Annotated in this window: 16 protein-coding genes and 1 pseudogene; 8 read left to right on the forward strand and 9 right to left on the reverse strand. The window is 71.2% G+C overall.

The window, feature by feature from the left end:
* Positions 1-43: 43 nt before the first annotated feature.
* Entirely contained in the window at positions 44-1,165 is a 1,122-nt protein-coding gene (locus ACIQ9G_RS02870) for a DUF2330 domain-containing protein (RefSeq protein ID WP_403606745.1), read from the reverse strand.
* Positions 1,166-1,331: 166 nt separating this feature from the next.
* Positions 1,332-2,792, reverse strand: coding sequence for a glycine betaine/L-proline transporter ProP (gene proP / locus ACIQ9G_RS02875; RefSeq protein WP_403605289.1), 1,461 nt, complete (start codon positions 2,790-2,792; stop codon positions 1,332-1,334).
* A gap of 422 nt (positions 2,793-3,214) precedes the next feature.
* Between proP and ACIQ9G_RS02880 the strand changes: the two genes are divergently transcribed.
* The 8 genes from ACIQ9G_RS02880 (at position 3,215) to ACIQ9G_RS02915 (ending at position 16,363) form a co-directional block, all read left to right on the forward strand.
* Positions 3,215-5,260: a bifunctional glycosyltransferase 87/phosphatase PAP2 family protein gene (locus ACIQ9G_RS02880; RefSeq protein WP_403605292.1), complete on the forward strand. Its 2,046-nt coding sequence runs from the start codon at positions 3,215-3,217 to the stop codon at positions 5,258-5,260.
* Positions 5,261-5,472: 212 nt separating this feature from the next.
* A complete protein-coding gene (locus ACIQ9G_RS02885; RefSeq protein WP_403605295.1) occupies positions 5,473-7,896 on the forward strand; it encodes a DUF4118 domain-containing protein in 2,424 nt (807 codons plus the stop codon).
* A gap of 499 nt (positions 7,897-8,395) precedes the next feature.
* Positions 8,396-8,485 (forward strand): K(+)-transporting ATPase subunit F, encoded by a 90-nt coding sequence (gene kdpF, locus ACIQ9G_RS02890; RefSeq protein ID WP_402440936.1) that lies wholly within the window; start codon positions 8,396-8,398, stop codon positions 8,483-8,485.
* Positions 8,486-8,517: 32 nt separating this feature from the next.
* Positions 8,518-10,182 carry a potassium-transporting ATPase subunit KdpA gene (gene kdpA, locus ACIQ9G_RS02895; protein WP_403605300.1) on the forward strand — a complete coding sequence of 555 codons (1,665 nt, stop codon included), beginning with the start codon at positions 8,518-8,520 and terminating at the stop codon, positions 10,180-10,182.
* Positions 10,183-10,211: 29 nt separating this feature from the next.
* Entirely contained in the window at positions 10,212-12,311 is a 2,100-nt protein-coding gene (kdpB, locus tag ACIQ9G_RS02900; RefSeq protein WP_403606747.1) for a potassium-transporting ATPase subunit KdpB, read from the forward strand.
* A 5-nt stretch (positions 12,312-12,316) separates the two neighbouring features.
* The gene (locus ACIQ9G_RS02905; RefSeq protein ID WP_403605303.1) at positions 12,317-12,985 is read left to right on the forward strand and encodes a potassium-transporting ATPase subunit C; all 669 of its coding nucleotides are present in this window, start codon (positions 12,317-12,319) and stop codon (positions 12,983-12,985) included.
* Positions 12,986-13,123: 138 nt separating this feature from the next.
* Positions 13,124-13,807 carry a response regulator gene (locus ACIQ9G_RS02910; protein ID WP_403605306.1) on the forward strand — a complete coding sequence of 228 codons (684 nt, stop codon included), beginning with the start codon at positions 13,124-13,126 and terminating at the stop codon, positions 13,805-13,807.
* 12 nt (positions 13,808-13,819) lie between these two features.
* Positions 13,820-16,363, forward strand: coding sequence for an ATP-binding protein (locus ACIQ9G_RS02915; protein ID WP_403605309.1), 2,544 nt, complete (start codon positions 13,820-13,822; stop codon positions 16,361-16,363).
* 184 nt (positions 16,364-16,547) lie between these two features.
* On the opposite strand, the gene infA is transcribed toward ACIQ9G_RS02915, so the two are convergent.
* From infA to ACIQ9G_RS02950, 7 genes and pseudogenes are all read right to left on the reverse strand, one after another.
* Positions 16,548-16,745, reverse strand: a complete 198-nt coding sequence (gene infA / locus ACIQ9G_RS02920; RefSeq protein WP_392195372.1) for a translation initiation factor IF-1 — start codon at positions 16,743-16,745, stop codon at positions 16,548-16,550.
* A 91-nt stretch (positions 16,746-16,836) separates the two neighbouring features.
* On the reverse strand, positions 16,837-17,634 hold the full coding sequence (locus ACIQ9G_RS02925; protein ID WP_403605312.1) for a GNAT family N-acetyltransferase: 798 nt from the start codon (positions 17,632-17,634) through the stop codon (positions 16,837-16,839).
* A 290-nt stretch (positions 17,635-17,924) separates the two neighbouring features.
* Complete coding sequence (locus ACIQ9G_RS02930) at positions 17,925-19,544, reverse strand: hypothetical protein (protein WP_403605315.1); 1,620 nt, start codon at positions 19,542-19,544, stop codon at positions 17,925-17,927.
* Positions 19,545-19,722: 178 nt separating this feature from the next.
* Positions 19,723-20,958, reverse strand: coding sequence for a cytochrome P450 (locus tag ACIQ9G_RS02935; RefSeq protein WP_403605318.1), 1,236 nt, complete (start codon positions 20,956-20,958; stop codon positions 19,723-19,725).
* 194 nt (positions 20,959-21,152) lie between these two features.
* Positions 21,153-21,290: pseudogene (locus ACIQ9G_RS02940) on the reverse strand (Scr1 family TA system antitoxin-like transcriptional regulator); the annotation flags it as partial.
* 168 nt (positions 21,291-21,458) lie between these two features.
* Positions 21,459-21,893, reverse strand: a complete 435-nt coding sequence (locus ACIQ9G_RS02945) for a VOC family protein (protein WP_403605321.1) — start codon at positions 21,891-21,893, stop codon at positions 21,459-21,461.
* 120 nt (positions 21,894-22,013) lie between these two features.
* Entirely contained in the window at positions 22,014-22,733 is a 720-nt protein-coding gene (locus tag ACIQ9G_RS02950) for a YoaK family protein (RefSeq protein ID WP_403605324.1), read from the reverse strand.
* Between the last annotated feature and the right edge of the window lie 76 nt (positions 22,734-22,809).

The following is a 22,809-nucleotide window of genomic DNA, read 5'->3' on the forward strand; positions in this document are numbered from 1 at the left end:
GCTAACGAATATAGCCGTACGAGAGCGTTGATGTCAGTGATTTTCAGCCGATCGGAGGAGGAGCCGGCACCGGCGGCGGAGGCGGCGCCGGGCGCCGGGAGCGCCGTACCGCGTACAGCGACGCGGCGGCCACGGCGAGCGCGGCACCGCCGCCCGTGGTCAGCAGCCACGCCGGGACACCGGCCACCTCGCGCAGCCGGTCCGCGTAGACCACCTCTCGATACGGCGTGTCGGTGGCCGTACGGCGCAGGGAGTGGTCGCCGGAGATACGGGCCGGGAGCGGGAACTCCTGGTCGACGACGGTGAGGTAGGGCGCGCCCCGGGACAGTTCGGCGAGCGGGCCGGAGGCCGTCGTCAGCCGGCCGGCGAAGCCGACGCGCCAGGGGTTGCCGCCGATCGTGGTGGCCGGTTCCATGCGGTGGGCGGCCAGGACGAACAGGGAGAGCGACTGCGGGCTGCGGGCCAGCCGGGACAGGCGCATCGGATAGACCGGGGCGTCGGCCGCGAAGGTGAGGTGCAGCGGATCGAGGGTGCCGTTCAGGGCCGTGGGCCCGCTGCCGTCCCGCGGCGTCAGGCGGATCGCCACGTACTCCCAGCGCCGCTCCACGTAGGGCTTGAGGGCGCGGTCCAGGCGGTCGGGCAGCGTGAAGCCGTGGGAGTGGAGCCAGCCGGCGAGCGCGTCGGGGTCGGTCGCGGTCAGGCGGGCGACGTCGAACGGGCCGAGCCGCTGGCGCCCCACCACCCCGACGCCGCCTCCGCCGGCCGCGCCCGGCGGGGCCGCGCCCACGCCGTCGCCGGAGTCGAAGGGCCAGTCGCCCTGCCGCGGCCAGAAGTGGTAGCGGGCGCGGTGCGCGGGGGCGGAGGCGGCGGCGAGCTGGTCGAAGAGCGCCGGGTCGCCCAGCCGGACGGTCGCCCGGTGCGGGACCGGCATGATCCACGCGGCCCGGCCGGCGTTCCCGGTGACGGTCAGGCGCATCACGATCTGCTCCTGCCGCCCGTCCCAGCGGACGGCGGACACCTCACGGCCGACCGCGATCCGGCGGTCGGGGTCCGTCACCATGGCGCCGCAGCCGCACGCGTAGGCGGGGGCGACGAGCGAGGCGAGCTGGACGCCCAGCAGGGCCAGTACGACCGTCAGCACGCGCAGGTGCCCGTGCCCGCGCATGCGGGCCCTGGCACGTCGCAGCAAGCCGACCGCATCGATTCCGAGCTTCTCCATGGACCAACGCCCCCCGTCCCGTGACCGCCAGGGGATCAGACGGTGGGACGGAGGGCGTGGTTCCAGGGGAGGTGAGGACCTCCGGGCGGCCCCGTGCGGGCCGCTGGCGCGGTCAGCGCCGGACGGCGTCCTTCGGGGCGCCCTTCGGGGCGTCCTTCTTGGCGCCGGCGGCCTTCGCGGCACCGGCCTCCGTGCCGGAGGTGTCCTCGGCGCGCTCCACCGCGGGGGCGGAGCCCGGCAGCGGGCGGCCGGCCGACTCGGCCATGAACCACACCGCCGCACCACCGATCAGCGACGCCGCCATCATGTAGTAGGCGGGCATCATCACGTTGCCCGTCGCGCCGATCAGCGCGGTCACCACCAGCGGGGTCGTACCGCCGAACAGGGACACCGAGATGTTGAAGCCGATCGACAGGGAGCCGTAGCGGACCCGGGTCGGGAACAGGGCCGGGAGCGCCGCCGGCATGGCCGCGGTGAAGCAGACCAGCAGCAGGCCCAGGGCGCCCATGCCCAGCGCGACCGCCAGCAGGCTGCCCTGGCGGATCAGCAGCAGGGCCGGAACCGACAGGAACAGGAAGCCCGCGCAGCCGGCCGCGATCATCGGGCGGCGGCCGATCCGGTCGCTCAGCGCACCGGCGAAGGGCTGCACGATCATCATCAGGACCATCACGCCGAGCACCACCAGCAGGCCGTGCGTCTCGTCGTACCTGAGCTCACTGGTGAGGTAGCTCGGCATGTACGACAGCAGCATGTAGTCCGTGACGTTGTAGATCAGCACCAGGGCCATGCACAGCAGCAGCGGCTTCCACTGGCCCGCGACCATCTCGCGCAGCGGTACCTTCGGGCGGTGCGACTCCGCCTTCTCGGCCTCCGCGGCGAACGCCGGGGTCTCCTCGAGGCGCAGCCGCAGGTAGAGGCCGATGATGCCCATCGGACCGGCGATCAGGAACGGGATCCGCCAGCCCCACGAGGTCAGGTCCTCGGTGGACAGCAGGGCCGTCATCAGGGTCACCAGGCCCGCGCCGCCGACGTAGCCGACGAGCGTGCCGAACTCCAGCCAGCTGCCGAGGAAGCCGCGCTTCTTGTCGGGGGCGTACTCGGCGATGAAGGTGGTCGCGCCCGCGTACTCGCCGCCGGTGGAGAAGCCCTGCACCAGCCGGGCGGCCAGCAGGAGCAGCGGGGCCCCCACGCCGATCGTCGCGTACGACGGGATCAGGCCGATCGCGAAGGTGCCGACCGCCATCATGATCATGGTGGTGGCCAGGACCTTCTGCCGCCCGATGCGGTCGCCGAGCGGGCCGAAGACCATGCCGCCGAGCGGGCGGACCAGGAAGGCCGCGGCGAAGGCGCCGAACGTGGACAGCAGCTGCGCCGTCGGGTTCCCGGACGGGAAGAAGACCTTGCCCAGGGTCACCGCGATGTAGCTGTAGACACCGAAGTCGAACCATTCCATCGCGTTGCCCAGCGCGGCGGCCTTCACGGCGCGCTTGACGAGGGCCGGGTCGATGACGGTGGCTTCTTGATTCCTGGAAACGGACTGGGACGGGGGAGCAGCGACTGTGGCAGCCGACAAGGGTTCGCTCGCCTACCTCTCGACGGGGACAGGGACGCGACCCACGCGACGGCGCTGACGTGCGGGCCGGAAACGACCCGCTCACGGCGGGCCCAAAACGACCATACGGGGGATTGTGCACCTTACGGACCGTGTGGAAGTCGTTGCATGCTGCACATAAATGTGGGATATGCAGGCACTTCCGCCCGCTGCCCGGGCACTTTCCGGCCGTACGCCTGTGATGCTTCTCGCGCCCCACCGCGGGAACCGCACCGCCCCCGCACTATCGTCACCCGGATAAAAGGGGAGCGGACGTCAGGTGAAGCGGGGATGGCCTGCGTCTCTTTCCGGAGGGGGGCGAGCCTCATAGGGTTCGCCCAGGGATCCCGGCGCACGCCAAGGGCGCGATGCGCGGGGCAGGTGGGGCGGGAGGCCGACGGGGCGTGGCGAATGCGGAGCACAGCGGGCAGGCGGCGGGGGTACTCGGGGCAGCGGCCACCGGCGCGACCAGGGACCGCCTGCACGCGGCCCGGCTGGGCCTCTGGCTGATCGCCGCGGTCCTCGCCGTACGGCAGATGACCGTCGTCCTCGCCAGCCCGCGCGGGGACCGGCTGACGGACCTGGAGACCTGGGTCGGGCCGCACGGCGTCCTGCACGTCACCGGGTCCCTCTACGACTCGACCCGGTTCACCGGCACCCCGTTCAGCGGTCTGGTCCTCAAGCCGCTGACCAGGGCCGCCGAACAGGCCCTCGGCTGGGGCTGGACCTTCGGCACGCTGCTGCTGGTGGCCGCGCTCGGCCTGGTCGCCGCCCGCGCCCTGCCCCAGCCGGTCAGCCGGCGCAGCTCGCTGCTGGCCGCGCCCGTCGCGATCAGCCTGCTCATGCTGTCGCTGCCGGTGCGCAACACGCTCTGGCTCGGCCAGACCAGCATCATCCCGGTCCTGCTCGTGCTGCTCGGCTGCTTCGTGGTGCGCGGGCAGCGGGCCGGCGGCGCCCTGATCGGCCTCGCCGCAGCGCTCCAGCCCACCGTGCTGCTGTTCGCGCCGCTGCTGTGGTTCACCGACCGCCGCCGCGCGGCCGCGTCCACCGGCTTCACCTTCGGCGCGTGCACCGCGCTCGCCTGGGCCGCGATGCCGCACGACTCGTACACCTACTGGGTCCACCACATGGCGGGCGTCGGACTCGGCGGCCGCGCCGACGGCCTCGCCAACCAGTCGCTGCACGGCGCCCTGCTGCGCCTCGGCCTGACCGGCCCGGTGGAGATAGCCCTGTTCCTGGTGCTCGGCGCGGCCGTCGCCGCGCTCGGCGTGCGCCGCGCCGTGCGCTACGCCCGGGACGGACAGCTCCTGCTCGCGGTCGCGATCACCGGCTGCGCGGCCGTGGCCGTGTCGCCCACCGCCTGGCAGCACCAGCTCCTGTGGGTGCTGCTCGCGGTCGTCGGCCGGGTCGGCACACGCGCCTCCGACCGGTACGTGTGGCCGGTGGCCGTGGTGCTGGTCATGACGCTCCCGGCGAAGATGATGCTGCCGAACGTGCCGGTCATGAACCCGCTGCGCGACGACGTCGTACTGCTGGCCGCGCTCGCCGCCGCGACCGTCGTGCCGTTCCTGTCCCGCGCGGACGAGCACTACCGCGTGCCCGTCCCCACGGAGTACGCGGCCCCGGTCCCCGCGCGCCTGCGGCACGTCCCCCTCGTACCGTTCCTGCGCCGGGTCCTCACCCGCCCGAACCTGCTGCTGGAACTGCTGCTCATCCGCGTCACCTACGCCGCCTACTCCTCGGTGCGGCTGACCGTCCAGGGCGACCGGGCCACCGCCGAGGCGCACGGCCACCAGATCCACTCCCTCGAACGGGCCCTGTTCATCGACATCGAGCACTGGGCCAACCACACGGTGGCGGGGCTGCCGTGGCTGGAGCGCTTCCTCAGCTTCTACTACGAGAGCTTCCACTTCGTGGTGCCGCTGAGCATCCTCGCCGTGCTCTACGTCCGCCGGCCGGTGGACTACCGCTGGGCACGCACCGCGCTGGGCTTCGCCACCCTCCTCGGCCTGCTCGGCTTCTGGCTCTACCCGCTGGCCCCGCCCCGGCTCATGCCGGGCTTCGGCTTCATCGACACCGTGCACGGCGTCCAGGACTTCGCCAAGCCGGACTACGGCGCGATGACCGCCCTCACCAACCAGTACGCCGCGATGCCGTCGCTCCACTTCGGCTGGTCCCTGTGGTGCGGCATCGTGATCGCGGTCGTCGCGCCGAGGTGGTGGATGAAGGTGCTGGGCCTGCTCCACCCCCTGTTCACCGTCTCCGCGATCGTGGCGACCGCCAACCACTGGGTCCTGGACGCGGTCGGCGGCGCGGCGGTCGTCGCGACCGGCTTCGCGCTGACCTACGTCCTGTCGGGGCCGCGCGCGGCAGCGGCGCCCGCTCCGGTGACGGAACCGGAGGCCGGAGCGGGCGCCGCCGCGCTCGCCGCACACCGGCCGGCCTCCTAGGGCCGGCCCTCACCGCCCGCAAGGCCCCTTGAATCTGGCGGCTGTCAGACGGACCCGCCCCCCTGGTCAAGCAGCCGCACACCGGCCACAGCACTCAGGGGGCGTGGCGGCGTAGTCGTCGTCGGGCGGTGGCTCTGATGTCGGTGCTACGGGTACACCATGGAGGGAAGGCGCCCCGAGAGGGAGCGCGAGGAGCCGGCGGGAGCCCGCGGATGGCGCGTGGACGGTTGCGGATCTATCTGGGGGCGGCTCCGGGCGTGGGCAAGACGTACGCCATGCTGGAGGAGGGCCAGCGGCTGCGTGCCTCCGGTGTCGACGTGGTCGCGGGGTTCGTCGAGCCGCACGGCCGGCGGCCGACCGCGGCCCTGGCCGACGGCCTGGAGACGGTGCCCCGGCGCACGGTGGCCTACCGGGGGGCCCGGTTCACCGAGATGGATCTCGATGCGCTCCTGGCCCGCCGTCCCCAGGTCGCGCTGGTGGACGAGCTGGCACATACCAACGTCGCCGGCGCCGGGATCCGCAACGCCAAGCGGTGGCAGGACGTGGAGGAGGTGCTGGACGGCGGCATCGATGTCGTCACCACCCTCAACGTGCAGCACCTGGAATCGCTCAACGACGTGGTCCGGCAGATCACCGGAGCGCGTCAGCGAGAGACACTGCCGGACGAGGTGGCCCGCCGGGCTGACCAGATCGAGCTGGTGGACCTGCCGCCCGAGGTCCTGCGCCGCCGTATGGCGCACGGCGACATCTATCCGCCGGACCGTATCGAGGCCGCCCTCACCCACTACTTCCGGGTGGGCAATCTCATCGCGCTGCGCGAACTGGCCCTGCTCTGGCTCGCCGACCGGGTGGAGGAGGGCCTGCAGCGCTACCGCGCCGAGCATGGCATTGCCGCGCCCTGGGAGACCCGCGAGCGGATCATGGTGGGTCTGACCGGTGGCCCGGAAGGCGAGACGTTGATCCGCCGGGCCGCCCGGATCGCAGCGCGTACTCCGGGCAGCGAACTGCTGACGCTGCACGTCGTGCCGGCCGACGGGCTCACCCACGCCGATCCGGCGGCCCTCGCGGCTCAGCGGGCCTTGGTGGAGTCGCTGGGCGGTACGTATCACCAGACGACCGGCGAGTCGGTGGTGGAGGCGCTGCTCCAGTTCGCGCGGGCCGAGAACGTTACGCAGATCGTGCTCGGCGCCAGCCGCCGCGGGCGGCTGTCGCTGCTGCTGGACGCCGGTGTGGGACACCGCACGATACGCGGTTCGGGGCCCATCGACGTGCATGTGGTCACTCACGAGGCGGCGGCCCGCTCCGCCTTCACGGCGCGGAAGCCGGGGCCGGGAAGAGGCGCCGGGCCACGCCGGTTCTGGTCCGCCCTGGTCGGGGCGGCACTGCTGCTGCCGGCACTGACCCTGATCCTGACCGCGCCCGCCAGCCGGCTCGCCCTGTCCGGGGCGCTGGTGGTCTACCTTCTCATCGTCGTCGGTACGGCCCTGGTCGGAGGGCTGGTCCCGGCACTGGTCACGGCGGTCGCGGCGGCGTTCCTCGCGGACTACTACTTCACCGTGCCCGTTCACTCGCTGCTGGTCGGGCAGGGCGGCGAAGTCCTCACGCTGGTGGGCTTCGTCGTCACAGCCGCCCTGGTCGGTGCTGCCGCCGACGCGGCAGCCCGGCGTACCCGACAGGCCGTACGCGCCACGTGGGAGGCGTGGGCGCTGAGCCGGCTGGCGACCGCCATGATGCGCGGCCAGGACCTGCCGTCCCTCATCGAACAAGTGCGTGAAACCTTCGGCCTGACCGGCGTGAGCCTGCTCGAACGCGACACCGAGGCAGCACCCGGCCCCCGCTGGTACGTGGTCGCCGACGCCGGTGCGGACGCGCCGGAGCAGCCGTACGAAGCAGATGTCGAGAGCCCCGTCAGTGACGATCTCACGCTGGTGGCCCGGGGTGCTCTGGCCACCGACGACCAGCGCGTCCTGGGCGCGTGCGCGGCCGAGCTCGGCATGGCGCATCTGCAAGGCAGACTCGCCCGGCACGCCGCCGAGTCGGACACCCTCGCCGCCGCCGAACGCACCCGGGCCTCGCTGATCCAGGCGGCCGGCCGTGACCTGAGTGAGCGGCTGCGCTCGGCGGAAGAAGCCCTTGCCCGGCACGACATGGACACGGCCCGGGCGTCGGTTCGTCGAGCCGTGCAGCTCGTCGCCGACCTCGCCGACCTCGACCGGCTGCACGGCGGTGCCCTCGACCTCTACCTGCGCCCGGTCGGCCTCGACGAGGTGGTGACCGCCGTGCTGGACGACCTGGGGCCGGGAGGCCGCACCATCGAGGTCCGGCTGCCTGAACAGCAGCCCGACGTGATCGCCGACGCCGCCCTGCTCACCCGGGTGCTGACCGCCCTCGCGGCCGACGCACTGCGCCACAGTCCGCCGGAACGGCCGCCGACGCTGACCGCCGACGCTCTCGACGGCCGGCTACGCGTCCGCCTGGCCGGCGGCCCCGGCGGCGCTCCTCGCGCGGGCAGCCTGACGCAACGGCTCTCCCGGGACCTCACGGAGGCGATGGGCGGCACGCTGGAGACGGCCGGTGACAACGGGCGGGAGTTCTCGGTGACGCTCACCCTTCCCGCCGCCTTCCCACGCTCCTGACTCAATCCGCCGGGGGGCACGGCAACTGGGCCAACCGGAGCACCCCTCGGCGAAGCGTGCGTGCCGCGCTCGACGGAGTGCTGTACGCCATATGGAGTTCGTGCCGGATCAGCGGGTTGGCGGTGAGGACACACGCGTCCAGCCCGGTCGGCGGCCGGGGGTGTCCCGCAGGTTCAGGCGGAAGGAGACAGCTGCGTATTGCCGTGCGGCCTCCAGAGCGTCCGTACACACGGTGCGCCTGCGCCAGGGGATGCGCACCGCCGGCCAGCCGGGACCCGCGGTCATCACGGGCCGTATGAGTCCCGTCAAACGTATGGGTGTTGCCGTAAGAGAGCCGTCAACAGACAACCGGATCCGGCCAGAGAGGCGGTTTCCTCTAAGCGTCCGCTGTTCCCCGAACCTCATACCAGGAGCTCACGATGGCCGATGCGGCCCTCGTCGTCACCACGATCGCGGTCTTCGCGCTGGTGGCCCTCATCGCCAAGGGGGTGACGAAGCTGTGACCGTTGAGAACGTAGTCGGCCTGGTCGTGGCCATCGTCCTGCTCGGCTATCTCGTCCTTGCCCTGATCTTCCCGGAGAGGTTCTGACGGTGACATCAGCTGCCACCGCAGCGGGAGACATGGGTCCCGTGCCCGCGGGCCTGCTCCAGCTGCTCGCCCTGATCGGCGCGCTGGCGCTCGCCTACGTCCCTCTCGGCACCTACATGGCCAAGGTCTACTCCTCCGACCAGCACTGGCGCGTCGAGAAATGGATCTACAAGGGCATCGGCGTCGAACCGGACACGGAGATGCGTTGGACCGCGTACCTGCGCGGCGTCCTGGCCTTCTCCGCGGTCGGCGTCCTCTTCCTCTACCTGCTGCAGCGGATCCAGGGCGTGCTGCCCGGTTCCCTGGGCTTCCGGGCCATCGACCCGGACCAGGCGTTCAACACCGCGGCGTCCTTCGTCACCAACACGAACTGGCAGTCGTACTACGGCGAGCAGGCCATGGGTCACGTCGTGCAGACCACCGGGCTGGCCGTGCAGAACTTCGTCTCGGCTGCCGTGGGCATCGCGGTCGCGGTCGCGCTGGTGCGCGGCTTCGCCCGTTCGCGCACGGGTGAGCTGGGCAACTTCTGGTCGGACATGGTGCGCGGGGTGACCCGAATCCTGCTGCCGGGTGCCTTCCTCGCCGCGATCGTGCTCGTGGCGTGCGGTGCGCTCCAGAACTTCTCCGGCATCCACGAGGTCGGCCAGTTCATGGGCGGCTCGCAGCAGTGGAACGGCGGCGCGGTGGCCTCGCAGGAGGCCATCAAGGAGCTGGGCACGAACGGCGGCGGTTACTTCAACGCCAACTCGGCCCACCCCTTCGAGAACCCGACGACCTTCACCAACCTGTTCGAGATCTTCCTGATCCTGGTGATCCCGTTCTCCCTGACCCGCACGTTCGGTGTGATGGTCGGGAGCGTGAAGCAGGGGTACGCGATCCTGGCGACCATGGCCTCCGTCTGGGTCGGCTTCGTGGCTCTGATGATGTGGACGGAGTTCGCCCACCACGGCCCGGCGCTGCAGATCGCCGGCGGGGCGATGGAGGGCAAGGAAGTCCGCTTCGGGGTGGGCTCCTCGTCGATCTTCGCGGTCTCGACCACGCTCACCTCGACGGGTGCGGTCGACTCCTTCCACTCTTCCTTCACCGGCCTCGGTGGCGGAATCACGATGCTGAGCATGATGCTGGGCGAGATCGCGCCCGGCGGCACAGGCTCCGGTCTCTACGGCATCCTGATCATGGCCGTGATCGCGGTGTTCATCGCCGGCCTGATGGTCGGCCGCACCCCCGAGTACCTGGGCAAGAAGATCGGCTCCCGTGAGATCAAGCTGGCCGCGATCTACATCCTGATCACCCCGGCGCTGGTGCTCGTCTTCACCGGCGTCGCGATGGCCCTGCCCACACCGGCCCACTCGATGACCAACTCCGGAGCGCACGGATTCTCCGAGATCCTGTACGCCTACACCTCCGGCGCCAACAACAACGGCTCGGCCTTCGCCGGTCTGAACGCGGACACGCAGTGGTTCAACACCACGATCGGTCTCGCCATGATCCTCGGCCGCTTCCTGCCGATGGTGTTCGTGCTGGCGCTCGCCGGCTCGCTCGCCGAGCAGAAGCCCGTCCCGGTCACCGCGGGCACGTTGCGCACCGAGAAGCCGCTGTTCACCGGCCTTCTGGTGGGCGTGATTCTGATCATCACCGGTTTGACCTACTTCCCGGCCCTCGCGCTGGGACCGCTCGCCGAGGGACTGGCGTCATGACCGCTCGCATCCAGAAGCAAGAGGACTCGATGCCCACGTCCACCCCGACCCGGGCGCCGCACAGCGACGTCCCCACCGGCCGCAAGCCCGCCGAGGGCCGCGTCGGCGCGGGCCTGTTCGACGCCGGGCAGCTGGTCACGTCGCTGCCGGACGCGTTCCGCAAGCTGGACCCGCGGGTGCTGGTCAAGTCGCCCGTGATGTTCGTGGTGTGGGTCGGCTCGGTCCTGACCACGGTGTTCTCCTTCAAGGACCCAGGAGACTGGTTCGGCTGGGCGATCAGCGCGTGGCTGTGGCTGACCGTGGTCTTCGCCAACCTGGCGGAGGCGGTCGCCGAGGGCCGTGGCAAGGCGCAGGCCGACACCCTGCGCAGGGCCAAGACCGACACGATTGCCCGCCGGCTCGTGGACGACCGTGAGGAGCGGGTGCCGGGTACGGAGCTGAGGATCGGTGACCTGGTGGTCTGCGAGGCGGGCGATGCCATCCCCGGCGACGGAGACGTCGTCGAGGGCGTAGCCAGCGTCGACGAGTCGGCGATCACCGGTGAGTCGGCTCCGGTGATCCGCGAGTCCGGCGGCGACCGCTCCGCTGTCACCGGCGGAACGAAGGTCCTTTCCGACCGTATCGTCATCCGCATCACGACAAAGCCGGGCGAGACCTTCATCGACCGGATGATCAGCCTGGTCGAGGGCGCCGCACGGCAGAAGACGCCGAACGAGATCGCGCTGAACATCCTGCTGGCCTCGCTCACGATCGTCTTCCTGCTCGCGGTGGCCACCCTGCCGCCGTTCGCGGACTACGCGGGCACCCGTCTGACGATGGTGGTGCTGGTCGCCCTGCTGGTGTGCCTCATCCCGACCACCATCGGCGCGCTCCTGTCGGCGATCGGCATCGCGGGCATGGACCGGCTGGTCCAGCGCAACGTCCTGGCCATGTCCGGCCGCGCGGTCGAGGCCGCCGGCGACGTCTCGACCCTGCTGCTGGACAAGACGGGCACGATCACTCTCGGCAACCGCCAGGCGTCCGAGTTCGTGCCGGTGCGCGGTACCACCGAGGCCGAGGTCGCCGACGCGGCCCAGCTCTCCTCGCTGGCCGACGAGACCCCCGAGGGTCGCTCGATCGTCGTCCTGGCGAAGGAGAAGTACGGGCTGCGCGAACGCCACCAGGGCGAACTGGCCCACGCCGAGTGGATCGCCTTCACCGCACAGACCCGCATGTCCGGCGTGGACGTCGACGGGCGCAGGATCCGCAAGGGCGCCGCCGGCTCGGTCACCGCCTGGGTGCGGGAGCAGGGCGGTGAGATCGCCGAGGACGCGGACGAGACGGCCGACCGGATCGCCGAGGCGGGCGGCACGCCCCTGCTGGTGGCTGTCCACGACGACCGGGGCGCCCGCGTGCTGGGTGTCCTCCACCTCAAGGACGTCGTCAAGGACGGTATGCGGGAGCGGTTCGCCGAACTGCGCCGCATGGGCATCAAGACCGTCATGATCACTGGTGACAACCCGCTCACGGCCAGGGCGATCGCCGAGGAGGCAGGTGTCGACGACTTCCTCGCCGAAGCCACCCCCGAGGACAAGATGGCCCTCATCAAGCGCGAGCAGGCCGGTGGCAAGCTCGTCGCGATGACCGGCGACGGCACCAACGACGCCCCGGCCCTGGCGCAGGCCGACGTCGGCGTGGCGATGAACACCGGTACGTCGGCCGCCAAGGAGGCCGGCAACATGGTCGACCTCGATTCCAATCCGACCAAGCTCATCGAGATCGTCGAGATCGGCAAGCAGTTGCTGATCACCCGGGGCGCGCTCACGACGTTCTCCATCGCCAACGACGTCGCCAAGTACTTCGCGATCATCCCGGCGCTGTTCGCGGCGGTCTACCCGGGCCTGGACAAGCTCAACATCATGAACCTGTCCTCGCCGGACTCCGCGATCCTGTCCGCGGTGATCTTCAACGCGCTGATCATCATCGCGCTGGTGCCCCTGTCCCTGAAGGGCGTCCAGTACCGGCCAGTGAGCGCCGACAAGATGCTGCGCCGCAACCTCGGGATCTACGGCATCGGCGGCCTGATCGCGCCCTTCGCCGGCATCAAGATCATCGACCTGCTCATCTCCCTCATCCCCGGGATCGGCTGATCGCCATGAACAACTCAGTGACCAACACCGCCCGGCTGCTCGGGGCGGGACTGCGTGCCCTCCTCGTGCTGACCTTGGTCACGGGCGTCATCTACCCGCTGGTCATCACGGGCATCGCCCAGGGGCTGTTTCACAGCACGGCGAACGGCTCGCAGATCACGGCAGACGGCAAGGTCGTCGGCTCGTCTTTGATCGGGCAGGCGTACGACCTGCCGCTGAAGAAGGGGCAGGTGACCCCGGAGCCCGACCTGAAGTGGTTCCAGGGCCGCCCGGCGAACGGCCTGGGTAGGAACAGCGTGAACACCCAGTACAAGCTGCTGCTGTCCGGCGCGACCAACCTCTCGGCCGACAACGAGGACCTCGTCAAGCAGGTCGAGGAGGCCAAGGCCGCGGTCGTCGAGGAGAACTCGGTTCCCGGCCACACGGTCGAGCCCTCGCAGGTGCCTGCCGACGCGGTCACCTCCTCCGGCTCCGGCCTCGATCCCGACATCTCCCCGCAGTACGCCGAGCTTCAGGTCCACCGCGTCGCCGAAAGGAGCGGCCTCCCGGTCGCCGAGGTGCAGAGGCTTGTGGACGAGCACATCGAGGGCCGCACGCTCGGCTTCATCGGCGAACCCCGCGTGAACGTCCTCGAACTCAACATCGCGCTCAGAGACCTCGTGGCCAAGAGCTGATGGCCATGAGGTACAGGCGGGAGTCGGCAGGCCGGGGGCGATCCCGGCCTGGCCGGCTCCCGCCGTTATGCAGCCACCGAGGGCGACGGCAGCGCATCCCACACCCACGTCCCACGTACGACAGGAAAGGCGCACACCATGACCCGGGTGCTCCTGGTGGAGGACGACCCGCAGCTCGTTCGGGCCCTCGTGATCAACTTGCAGGCACGTCACTACGGCGTGGATGCCGCCCCCGACGGGACCACGGCCCTGCGACTTGCTGCCGCGCGTCAGCCCGACGTGGTGTTCGTGGACCTCGGTCTGCCCGACATGGACGGCGTCGATGTCATCAAGGCCCTGCGCGGCTGGACCCGCACGCCAATCCTGGTGCTCTCCGCCCGGCGCACGTCCGACGAGAAGGTGGCCGCGCTCGACGCCGGCGCTGACGACTACATCACCAAACCGTTCAGCATGGACGAACTGCTGGCCCGGCTGCGAGCTGCCGTCCGCCGTACGGAGGAAGCCCCGCTCACGCCGGAGACCGCGCTGGTCGAGACGGAGTACTTCAGCATCGACCTGCTCGCCAAGAGGGCCGTCCGGGGCGGACAGGACGTGCGGCTCACCCCGACCGAGTGGCACCTGCTGGAGATCTTGATTACCCATCCGGGTCAGTTGATCACTCAGAAGCACCTCCTTCGGGAGGTCTGGGGCATCTCGCAGTCCAACAAGAGCAACTACCTTCGGGTCTACATGGCCCAGCTGCGGCGGAAACTGGAGAGGGACCCCTCCCACCCTCGCTACCTGATCACCGAGCCCGGCATGGGCTACCGCTTCGAAGCCTGACCGAGGGACGACATGGCACGCGGCAAGCTCCGGATCTACCTCGGCGCGGCTCCCGGCGTCGGCAAGACGTACGCGATGCTGTCCGAGGGGCACCGCCGCATCGAGCGGGGCACCGACTGCGTGGTGGCCTTCGTGGAGCACCACCACCGTCCGCGCACCGAGGTGATGCTGCACGGCTTGGAGCAGGTGCCGCGCAAGGAGATCGAGTACCGGGGCAGCCTCTTCACCGAGATGGACGTGGACGCCGTCCTCGCCCGCCGCCCCCAGGTGGCCCTCGTCGACGAACTGCCGCACACGAACATCCCCGGCTCGCGCAACGCCAAGCGCTGGCAGGACGTGGAAGAACTGCTGGCGGCCGGCATCGACGTCATTTCAACGGTCAACATCCAGCACCTGGAGTCGCTCGGTGACGTGGTGGAGTCGATCACCGGCATCCGGCAGCAGGAGACCGTGCCCGACGAGGTCGTACGGCGAGCCGACCAGATCGAACTGGTCGACATGTCCCCGCAGGCCCTGCGCCGCCGTATGGCGCACGGCAACATCTACAAGTCGGACAAGGTGGATGCGGCCCTGTCCAACTACTTCCGCCCCGGCAACCTCACCGCCCTGCGCGAGTTGGCGCTCCTCTGGGTGGCCGACCGGGTCGACGAGTACCTGACCGAGTACCGCAGCGAGCACCAGGTCTCCAAGATCTGGGGCTCCCGCGAGCGGATCGTCGTGGGCCTGACCGGCGGCCCGGAGGGCCGTACGCTCATCCGCCGCGCCGCACGCCTGGCGGAGAAGGGCGCCGGCGGCGAGGTACTGGCCGTCTACATATCCCGCAGCGACGGCCTCACCGCCGCGTCCCCGAAGGAACTCACCGTCCAGCGAACCCTCGTGGAGGACCTCGGCGGCACCTTCCACCACGTCGTCGGCGACGACATCCCCGTCGCGCTGCTCGACTTCGCGCGCGGCGTCAACGCCACCCAGATCGTCCTCGGCGTCTCCCGCCGCAAGGGCTGGCAGTACGTCTTCGGGCCCGGCGTCGGCGCCACAGTCGCCCGGAACTCCGGCCCCGACCTCGACGTTCACCTGATCACCCACGACGAGGCGGGCAAGGGCCGCGGACTGCCCATCGCGCGCGGCGCGCGGCTGGGACGCTCGCGCATCCTGTGGGGCTGGTCCGCGGGCATCGGCGGCCCGGTGCTCCTGACGCTGCTGCTCACCCACATCAGTACCGACCTCGGCCTCACGAACGACATGCTGTTGTTCCTGACGCTGACGGTGGCTGCGGCACTGCTGGGTGGCCTGCTTCCGGCGCTGGCCTCGGCGGCATTCGGTTCCATCCTGCTGAACTGGTACTTCACGCGGCCGGTACACCGCCTCACCATCGCGGACCCGAAGAACATCCTCGCCTTGGCGATCTTCGTGGGCGTGGCCGTGTCGGTGGCCTCCGTCGTCGACCTGGCCGCCCGCCGTACCCACCAGGCTGCCAGGCTGCGCGCCGAGTCGGAGATCCTTTCCTTCCTCGCCGGTGACGTTCTGCGCGGTGGGATGACTCTGCAAGCACTGCTCGAACGGGTCCGCGAGACGTTCGCCATGGAGTCCGCGGCCCTGCTGGAACGCGAATGCGACACTGCGCCCTGGACCTGTGCCGGCAGCATCGGTCCGCGGCCCTGTGCTTCCCCCGACGATGCGGACGTCGACGTCCCGGTCGGCGACCACATGTCCCTCGCCCTCTCCGGCCGCGTCCTGCCCGCCGAGGACCGCCGCGTACTGGGCGCCTTCGCCGCCCAGGCCGCCGTCGTACTGGACCGCCAGCGCCTGCGGCAGCAGGCGGACGAGGCGAAGGAGCTGGCCGAGGGCAACCGCATCCGCACCGCCTTGCTGGCCGCCGTCAGCCACGATCTGCGCACCCCGCTGGCCGGCATCAAGGCGGCGGTCACCTCGCTGCGGTCGGACGACGTGGAATGGTCCGAGGCAGACCAGGCGGAGCTCCTGGTGGCGATCGAGGAGGGCGCGGACCGCCTGGACCACCTCGTCGGCAATCTGCTCGACATGTCCCGCCTGCAGACCGGCACGGTCACGCCGATCATCCGCGAGACCGACCTGGATGAGGTGATCCCGATGGCGCTGGGAGGCGTACCCGAGGACAGCGTCGACCTCGACATCCCGGAAACCCTTCCCATGGTCGACGTGGACCGCGGCCTGCTGGAACGCTCGGTCGCCAACCTGGTGGAAAACGCGGTCAAGTACAGCCTGCCCGGGGAAAGGGTCCTGGTCTCGGCCAGCGCGATCGCCGACCGATTGGAGGTCCGGGTCGTGGACCGCGGGCGCGGTGTCCCGGACGAGGCCAAGTCCCGCATCTTCGAACCGTTCCAGCGCTACGGCGACTCTCCCCGCGGCGCCGGCGTCGGACTCGGCCTCGCGGTGGCCCGAGGCTTCGCGGAAGCCGTCGGCGGAACCCTCAACGCCGAGGACACTCCCGGCGGCGGCCTCACCATGGTCCTCACTCTGCCGACGGCGGCGCAACGCCGCCCGGAGGAGCCCGATCGCGAGTCCGCGGTCACGACGTGAACGGCTGAGCCCCGAAAACCTCAGGCGCCTGGCGGAACCGTCTCGAACTCCTTCCCTGTGAGGGCGGCACGGCCAGGACCGGGCAGGCGGCGCGGGCGAGGCAGTACCGGCTCACCGTCATCTGTCACCGACTTTGCGGACACGACCTGGGGGGACGGCCTCCACCGAGGCGGGATGCTCACGCTCACGTGCGGTAGCGGTAGATGATCCGGCCCCGGGTGAGGTCGTAGGGGCTCAGCTCCACGAGCACCCGGTCGTACGGGAGGATCTTGATGTAGTTCTTCCGGATCTTCCCGCTGATGTGCGCGAGCACCTTGTGCCCGTTGTGCAGCTCCACCGTGAAGGTGGCGTTGCGCAGACATTCCACGACGGTTCCCTCCATCTCGAGACCGCCCGATGTTTTCGGCAAAATCACTCGTTCCTTTGAGTCGATGACGGTGAAAAGCGGGGATGCGCTGGGATATGGCGGCGTCTCAGAGGCGCACCAACTCCAGATTCACGCCCGTGCGCCGGGCGCCCACGCCCTCGAAGAGCGCTGCGGCCGCGGCATTGGATTCGTCCACCTCGGCCCATGCCGTACCGGCGCCGGAGCGGTGCAGCGAACCCAGCGCCTCGGCCAGCAGCGCCCGCGCGATGCCCTGGCGCCGTTCATCGGCCAGGACCGCGATCAGCCCGATCCGCGGCCTTCGGGGGACCAGCGCCACCCGGATCAGCCCCACGTAGTGACCGGACAGTTCCGCGACCGCGTACTTCGACGGGTCCACGACCGTGACCCCGGCAGGGCGGGGCAGCACCTCGGCCGGCATCGTCCGCCAGCCGACCGTGGCCTCGACCTCGTCGCGAATCGCCCGGTCCAGCACGCGCAGCGGGTCCTCCCGCGCCTCGCCGGCGGGCACGATCGTCACAGCCGACGGCGGTCGCACCGCGTCGAGCCCGGTGACCCGCGGGTCGGTGGGTACGGCGTACTCCCGCTCACGGCGCCCTGTCGTGAAGCCGGCCCGCTCCCAACCGGCCCTGACCTCGCGGTCGGTCTCGCCGACCACCACGTACAGCGGCGTCGGCAGGTCCGCCACCATCGCGGCGGCGAGCCGGTCGAAGACCGCGCCCTGCCACGCGTCGACGCTGACGAACATCCGCCCGTCGGGCCTGCGCACAGCGTCGCCGCGCCCGACCTCCCGGTCGTCCTCGACGGCGAGCCAGTGCGTCGGCGAGACCCGTGCGATCGTCACCGGGTGCTCCCCGGTGCCCGAAGAGAAATGCGATGTGTCCATGGTGATGGCCTTTCAGGAATGCCTTGTCGGTCGAGGCACTCCCGAGGACACCTACGTCACTCGCGCACCGTGCGGGAAAGGGGGAGCACCCACTTGAGAACAGCGTTCACGGGTCTCACCTCCTAGCGGCCTGTCACGGTGTTCCGCACGCTACCAGCGGGCGGCACCCGGCCCAACCCATTTTCCGCGGAGGCTCCCCGGCCCCCGCCCCGCCGGGCAACGCGGGCCCCGGGAAGGCCGGATGCTGCCGGCGCGCTCTCGGAGACCGACGCATGCGTCTCGATACGCGCCTAGCACCGTCCGGGCCACGGAAGGCGGTAGCGGGAGGACAGCCGGTACTCGCCCGCCGCGGGTGCGTTGAGCCTGGTCCACCGGCCCTGCCGCTCCAGGCAGCCCTTGTCCGGCCACAGCCACGGCGAATAGGCGACGCGCACGGTCACCGGGCCCGGACGCCCGACGCGGACCACCAGTTCGGCGTCGTCGAAGCGCACGACCGTCGCCGGCGGCGAGACGAGGGGGGCCGCGTCCCGCACGCGGTAGACCCGCCAGTGGGCGTCGCGCCAGACCGGCTCCAGCCAGGGGGAACCGCCGCGGACGAAGGCGGCCTCCCGCGCCGCCGGCCCGTCGGGCCGGCCGTCGTGCAGGACCACGAACCCGACGGCCGCGTCGTCGAGCCAGGCCCGGTAGGCGGTGGGGGAGAACGAGCCGTCGTAGAAGAGCCGTCCGCGCTCGACGTCCAGTTGCCGGTTCCAGCCCCGGGCGGAATTGACGTGGGGGGCCAGGCCGCTGGCCTCGCGGTGGTCGCGGGCCGGCACCACCTCCACCCGGGTCCGGTCCGCCCCCAGCCGTTCCAGGGCGGCCACGACGCCGTCCGTGTCGGCCGCCCAGGCCGGCACCGTGGTGGAGACCCGCAGGTCGTCGACGGTCTTCTGGGTCACCCAGTTCACCGACAGGGCGAGCGCCACGGCCAGGGCGGTGCGCCGGACGGGCGACAGCCGCGGTGCCATGGCCGCCGCGAGCAGCACGGCGGGTGCCATCAGCTCCGCGAGCCGCTCTACGTTCGTGCCGACCGGCGAGGGGATCAGATACGTGAGGACGACCCCGGCAGAGTAGACGGCCGCCCCCCGCCGCAGCACCCGCCAGTCGCGCGGGGCGAGCACGAACACGGCGAGGCCGAACAGGGCGGGCGGCCAGATCCGGCCCGCGAACATGGGCTGTTCGCCCTGGAACGGGAACAGCGCCGTCGTCAGGCCGACCACGACGGCCGGGGGCACGACGAGGGCCGCGCCCCAGCGGTACCGCCGGCTCAGCAGGCAACCGGCCCCCGCGACCACGAGGAACAGCCCCGCCACGGGGCTCGCCATCGTGGCCAGGGCACTGAGGACCGCCGCCAGGCCCGGGCGGTCACGGCGTCCGGAGACGGCGAGACACGCGGCGAGGCCGATCGCCACCCCGAGTGCGAACGTGGTGCGGCCGGAGGCGACGTCGCACCACAGCGCGGCGGACGCCAGGAGGGCCGCCCACACGGGCCGCTCGATCCGCGTGCTTTCCAGGAGGCGGGCCGCGCACCAGGAGGCCGCGAGCCCGGATGCGACCGTGACCGTCCGCACGCCCGCCCAGGCCATCAACTGCGGTGACAGCAAACTGTAGTTGGCGGTGTGCATCCCGCCGTACCAGAAGAGGTTGTACGCGGAGGAGGGGTGGCGCGCGGCGAACCCCGCCCAGGCGTTCTGCGCCGCCAGGTCCCCGCCGCCCGTGGCCAGCACCGTGGCCCACAGCACGTACAGCGGAAGGGTGGGCACGGTGGCCAGCAGCGGCACCCGGTGGCGGTGGCAGAAGAGTCGGAACCTTCCCTTCCGGCTGCTGGCCGTCCGTCCGGCGGGTACGGACGTGAGGTGCGCAGAAGCCACGGTCACCGCTCTTCCATTGGACGCCAGGGGACACTGTTCCACATGCCATGACGTGCCGAGGGGCGCGGCGGTTGGTCCCGGGTCCGTCGGAGGCGGGTCGGCGGGGCGGGGCTCCGGGGACGGGATCCGGGGCGGGGCTCCGGGTCGGGGCTCCGGGGCGGGCGGTCGTCCCGGGCGCTCAGACGGTGGCGACCCGGAGTTCCTTCACGCCGTTGAGCCAGGCCGAGCGCAGGCGGCGCGGAGCGGCGGTCATCCGCAGGCCGGGCATCGCGTCGGCGATCGCCCGGAAGATGAGGTCGATCTCCAGGACGGCCAGGGACCTGCCCAGGCAGTAGTGCGGTCCTCCGCCGCCGAAGCCGAGGTGCGGGTTGGGATCGCGGGTGATGTCGAAGACGTCCGGGGCGTCGAAGACCTCCGGGTCGTGGTTGGCCGAGGCGTAGAAGAGGCCGACCCGGTCGCCCTTCCTGATCCGCCGGCCGCCGAGTTCCGTGTCCTCGGCCGCCGTCCGCTGGAGGGACACCACCGGCGTCGCCCACCGCACGATCTCCTCGGCGGTCGTCGCGGGCCGTTCCCGCCGGAACAGCTCCCACTGCCCGGGGTGGGTGAGGAAGGCGTGCATGCCGTGGGCGATGGCGTTGCGCGTCGTCTCGTTCCCCGCGACGGCCAGCATCAGCACGAAGAAGCCGAACTCGTCGGAGCCGAGGTTGCCCTCGTGCTCCGCGGCCACCAGCGTGGTGACGATGTCCTCGGCGGGGCACCGCTTGCGGTCGGCGGCCATGTTCTTCGCGTACGCGATGATCGCCGCGGCCGACTCCGCCCCGGCCTCCTCCGTGAGCGCGTACTCCGGATCGTCGTAGGCGATCATCCTGTTCGACCACTCGAAGATCCTCGCCCGGTCCTCCTGCGGCACGCCGATGAGCTCCGCGATGGTCTGGAGCGGCAGTTCGCGGGCGACCTCCGTGACGAAGTCGAAGGGGCCGGGCAGCGCTCGCGCCCGCTCCACGATCGCCCGTGCCCGGGCGCGCAGCCGGTCCTCCAGCGCCCGGATCGCGCCCGGGGTGAAACCGCGCTGCACGATCTGCCGGACCCGGGTGTGCTCCGGCGGGTCCATGTTGAGCAGGATCAGCCGCTGGGCGTCGATCGCCTCGCGCTCGATGCGCTCGCTGAAGCGGATGATGGCGGTGTTGAGGGAGGACGAGAAGAGCTCGGGACGCGTGGAGACGTACCTGACGTCCGCGTGCCGCGTCACGGCCCAGTAGCCGTCGTCGGCGAAACCGGCCACGCCGTGCGGCTGCTCGATCCAGCGGACCGGTTCCGTCCGGCGCAGCTCGGCGAACTCCGGAAGGGGCACACGCTGGTGCAGCAGATCGGGATCGGTGAGGTCGAACCCGTCGGGCAGCGCTGGACAGGGCATGAGCGACTCCCACGGCTCTGACGGCTCATCAGGAACTACCGAGGAGGTAGTAACGGGTTCCATCAGTGGCGAGGGGCGCGGCACGCCGAAGTCCCGGGTGATTGGTACAGATGCGCGGACGGCACCTTCGGACCACCGGGACGATCATTCGGCGCGCGTGGACGCCCAGGAGAGGAAGGCGGCGAAGGCGCCGGGTAACGGAGCGAGCAGTCCTTGACGGTGTCCGGATTCGCGGTCGGATGCCCACTGCCGTAACCCTCGGTGTAGACGATGGCCGGGTCGCTCGCGAAGCGGTAGACGTCGAACGAGCCTTGCAGGCCCGCATGCGCCCCGCGTTCCCCCCGAGTAGGGCCGGCCCCGATGGGCCGCGATGATCGGCATCGCCCGACTTCACGACCTCGCCCTCACAGGATGACTTCCCCCCCCCGCACGGAGACCACCTTGAAGGGAGGCCCGAGGGAGGCGGCTCCCCCCCCGGATCTCGCCGTCGTGGAGGATGCTCAGTCGAGGCAGAACTCGTTGCCCTCGATGTCCTGCATCAGGATGCACGACTCGTTGTCGTCGTCGGCGAGCAGCGTTCGTACGTGTACCGCGCCGAGCGCGACCAGTCGTGCGCATTCGGCCTCCAGTGTGGCGAGGCGCTCCGCACCCACGAGTCCGGTGCCGGCCCGCACGTCGAGATGCACCCGATTCTTGACGATCTTCCCTTCGGGAACGCGCTGGAAGAGCAGGCGCGGGCCCACACCCGAGGGATCACTGCAGGCGAAGTAGACGACCTGATCCTCAGGCGGCAGTGACCGGTGGTAGTCCTCCCAAGTGGCGAACCCCTTCGGGACCGGCGGTACGACGTATCCCAGCACCTCGCACCAGAAACCGGCGAGACGCGCGGGTTCCGCGCAGTCGAAGGTGACTTGGAACTGCTTGATCGATGACATCGGCGCACCATAGCAGGGGCCTCTGTCGCTCATCTCCCGCTGTGGAGCGGCATGTTGGCGGGAGGGCCACTGCCGGCAGCTTCAGTGTCGCTGCGGTCGCCTCGTCGGCGCACGCGAGGTTCACTCGCGGCCCGATGTCACCAGCGCCAGCGTGCCCGCCGCCAGTGCTGCGAGGAGGAGGGGCGTGGCCAGGTTGTGGTGGGTGACCAGCCAGGCGCCGAGCAGGGCGCCCGCCGCCATCGCCGCCACGGCGGCGGCGCGGCGGGGGGAGCGCCGGCCGTCGCCGCCCCCGATGCGGGATTCGGAGGCGAGGCCGGTCAGGGTCATCGTCAGGACGGTCGTCGTCAGGTCGGCGACGTGCAGCTTGCGGACCGTGGCGTTGCGCAGGCCCATCGCGAAGGCGGTGAGGGCGATGAGGGCGTACGTCGTGCCGTTCGCGTCCGGCTCGGCGAACGCCACCGCCGCCGCGGCGCCGACCAGCACGGTCTCGGCGGTGAGCGTCACCCGGGCCCAGGTGCGGCGTGAGCCGCCGCCGAAGCGCACCGCGATCCGGCCGCCCGCCGTGGCACCGGCCAGGAAGCACAGCAGGGAGGTCAGGGTGTGGCGGATCGAGAAGCCAGGGGCTCCGGCGGCGGCGAAGCCCAGGACCACCACGTTGCCGGTCATGTTCGCCGTGAAGACGTGGCCGAGGCCCAGATAACCGACGGCGTCGATCAGGCCGCTGACCACCGTCAGGCCCAACAGCACGGCCCCGAGACGCAGTCCGCGCGCCTCGGGGTCGTCCGGGGGTGGGGCCGGCGGCGGTCCCGGTGGCCGGTCCGGGGGCTGAGCTGCGATCATGGCGCCAGCAAAGCAGAGCGGTCGGTGGCCGGCCGGAGGGCTCGCCGGGCCCGGCGCCCTGGGCGCGGGGGTGCCT

The sequence above is a fragment of the Streptomyces sp. NPDC096152 genome, assembly GCF_044763235.1.
In the GTDB taxonomy this organism is placed as follows: domain Bacteria; phylum Actinomycetota; class Actinomycetes; order Streptomycetales; family Streptomycetaceae; genus Streptomyces.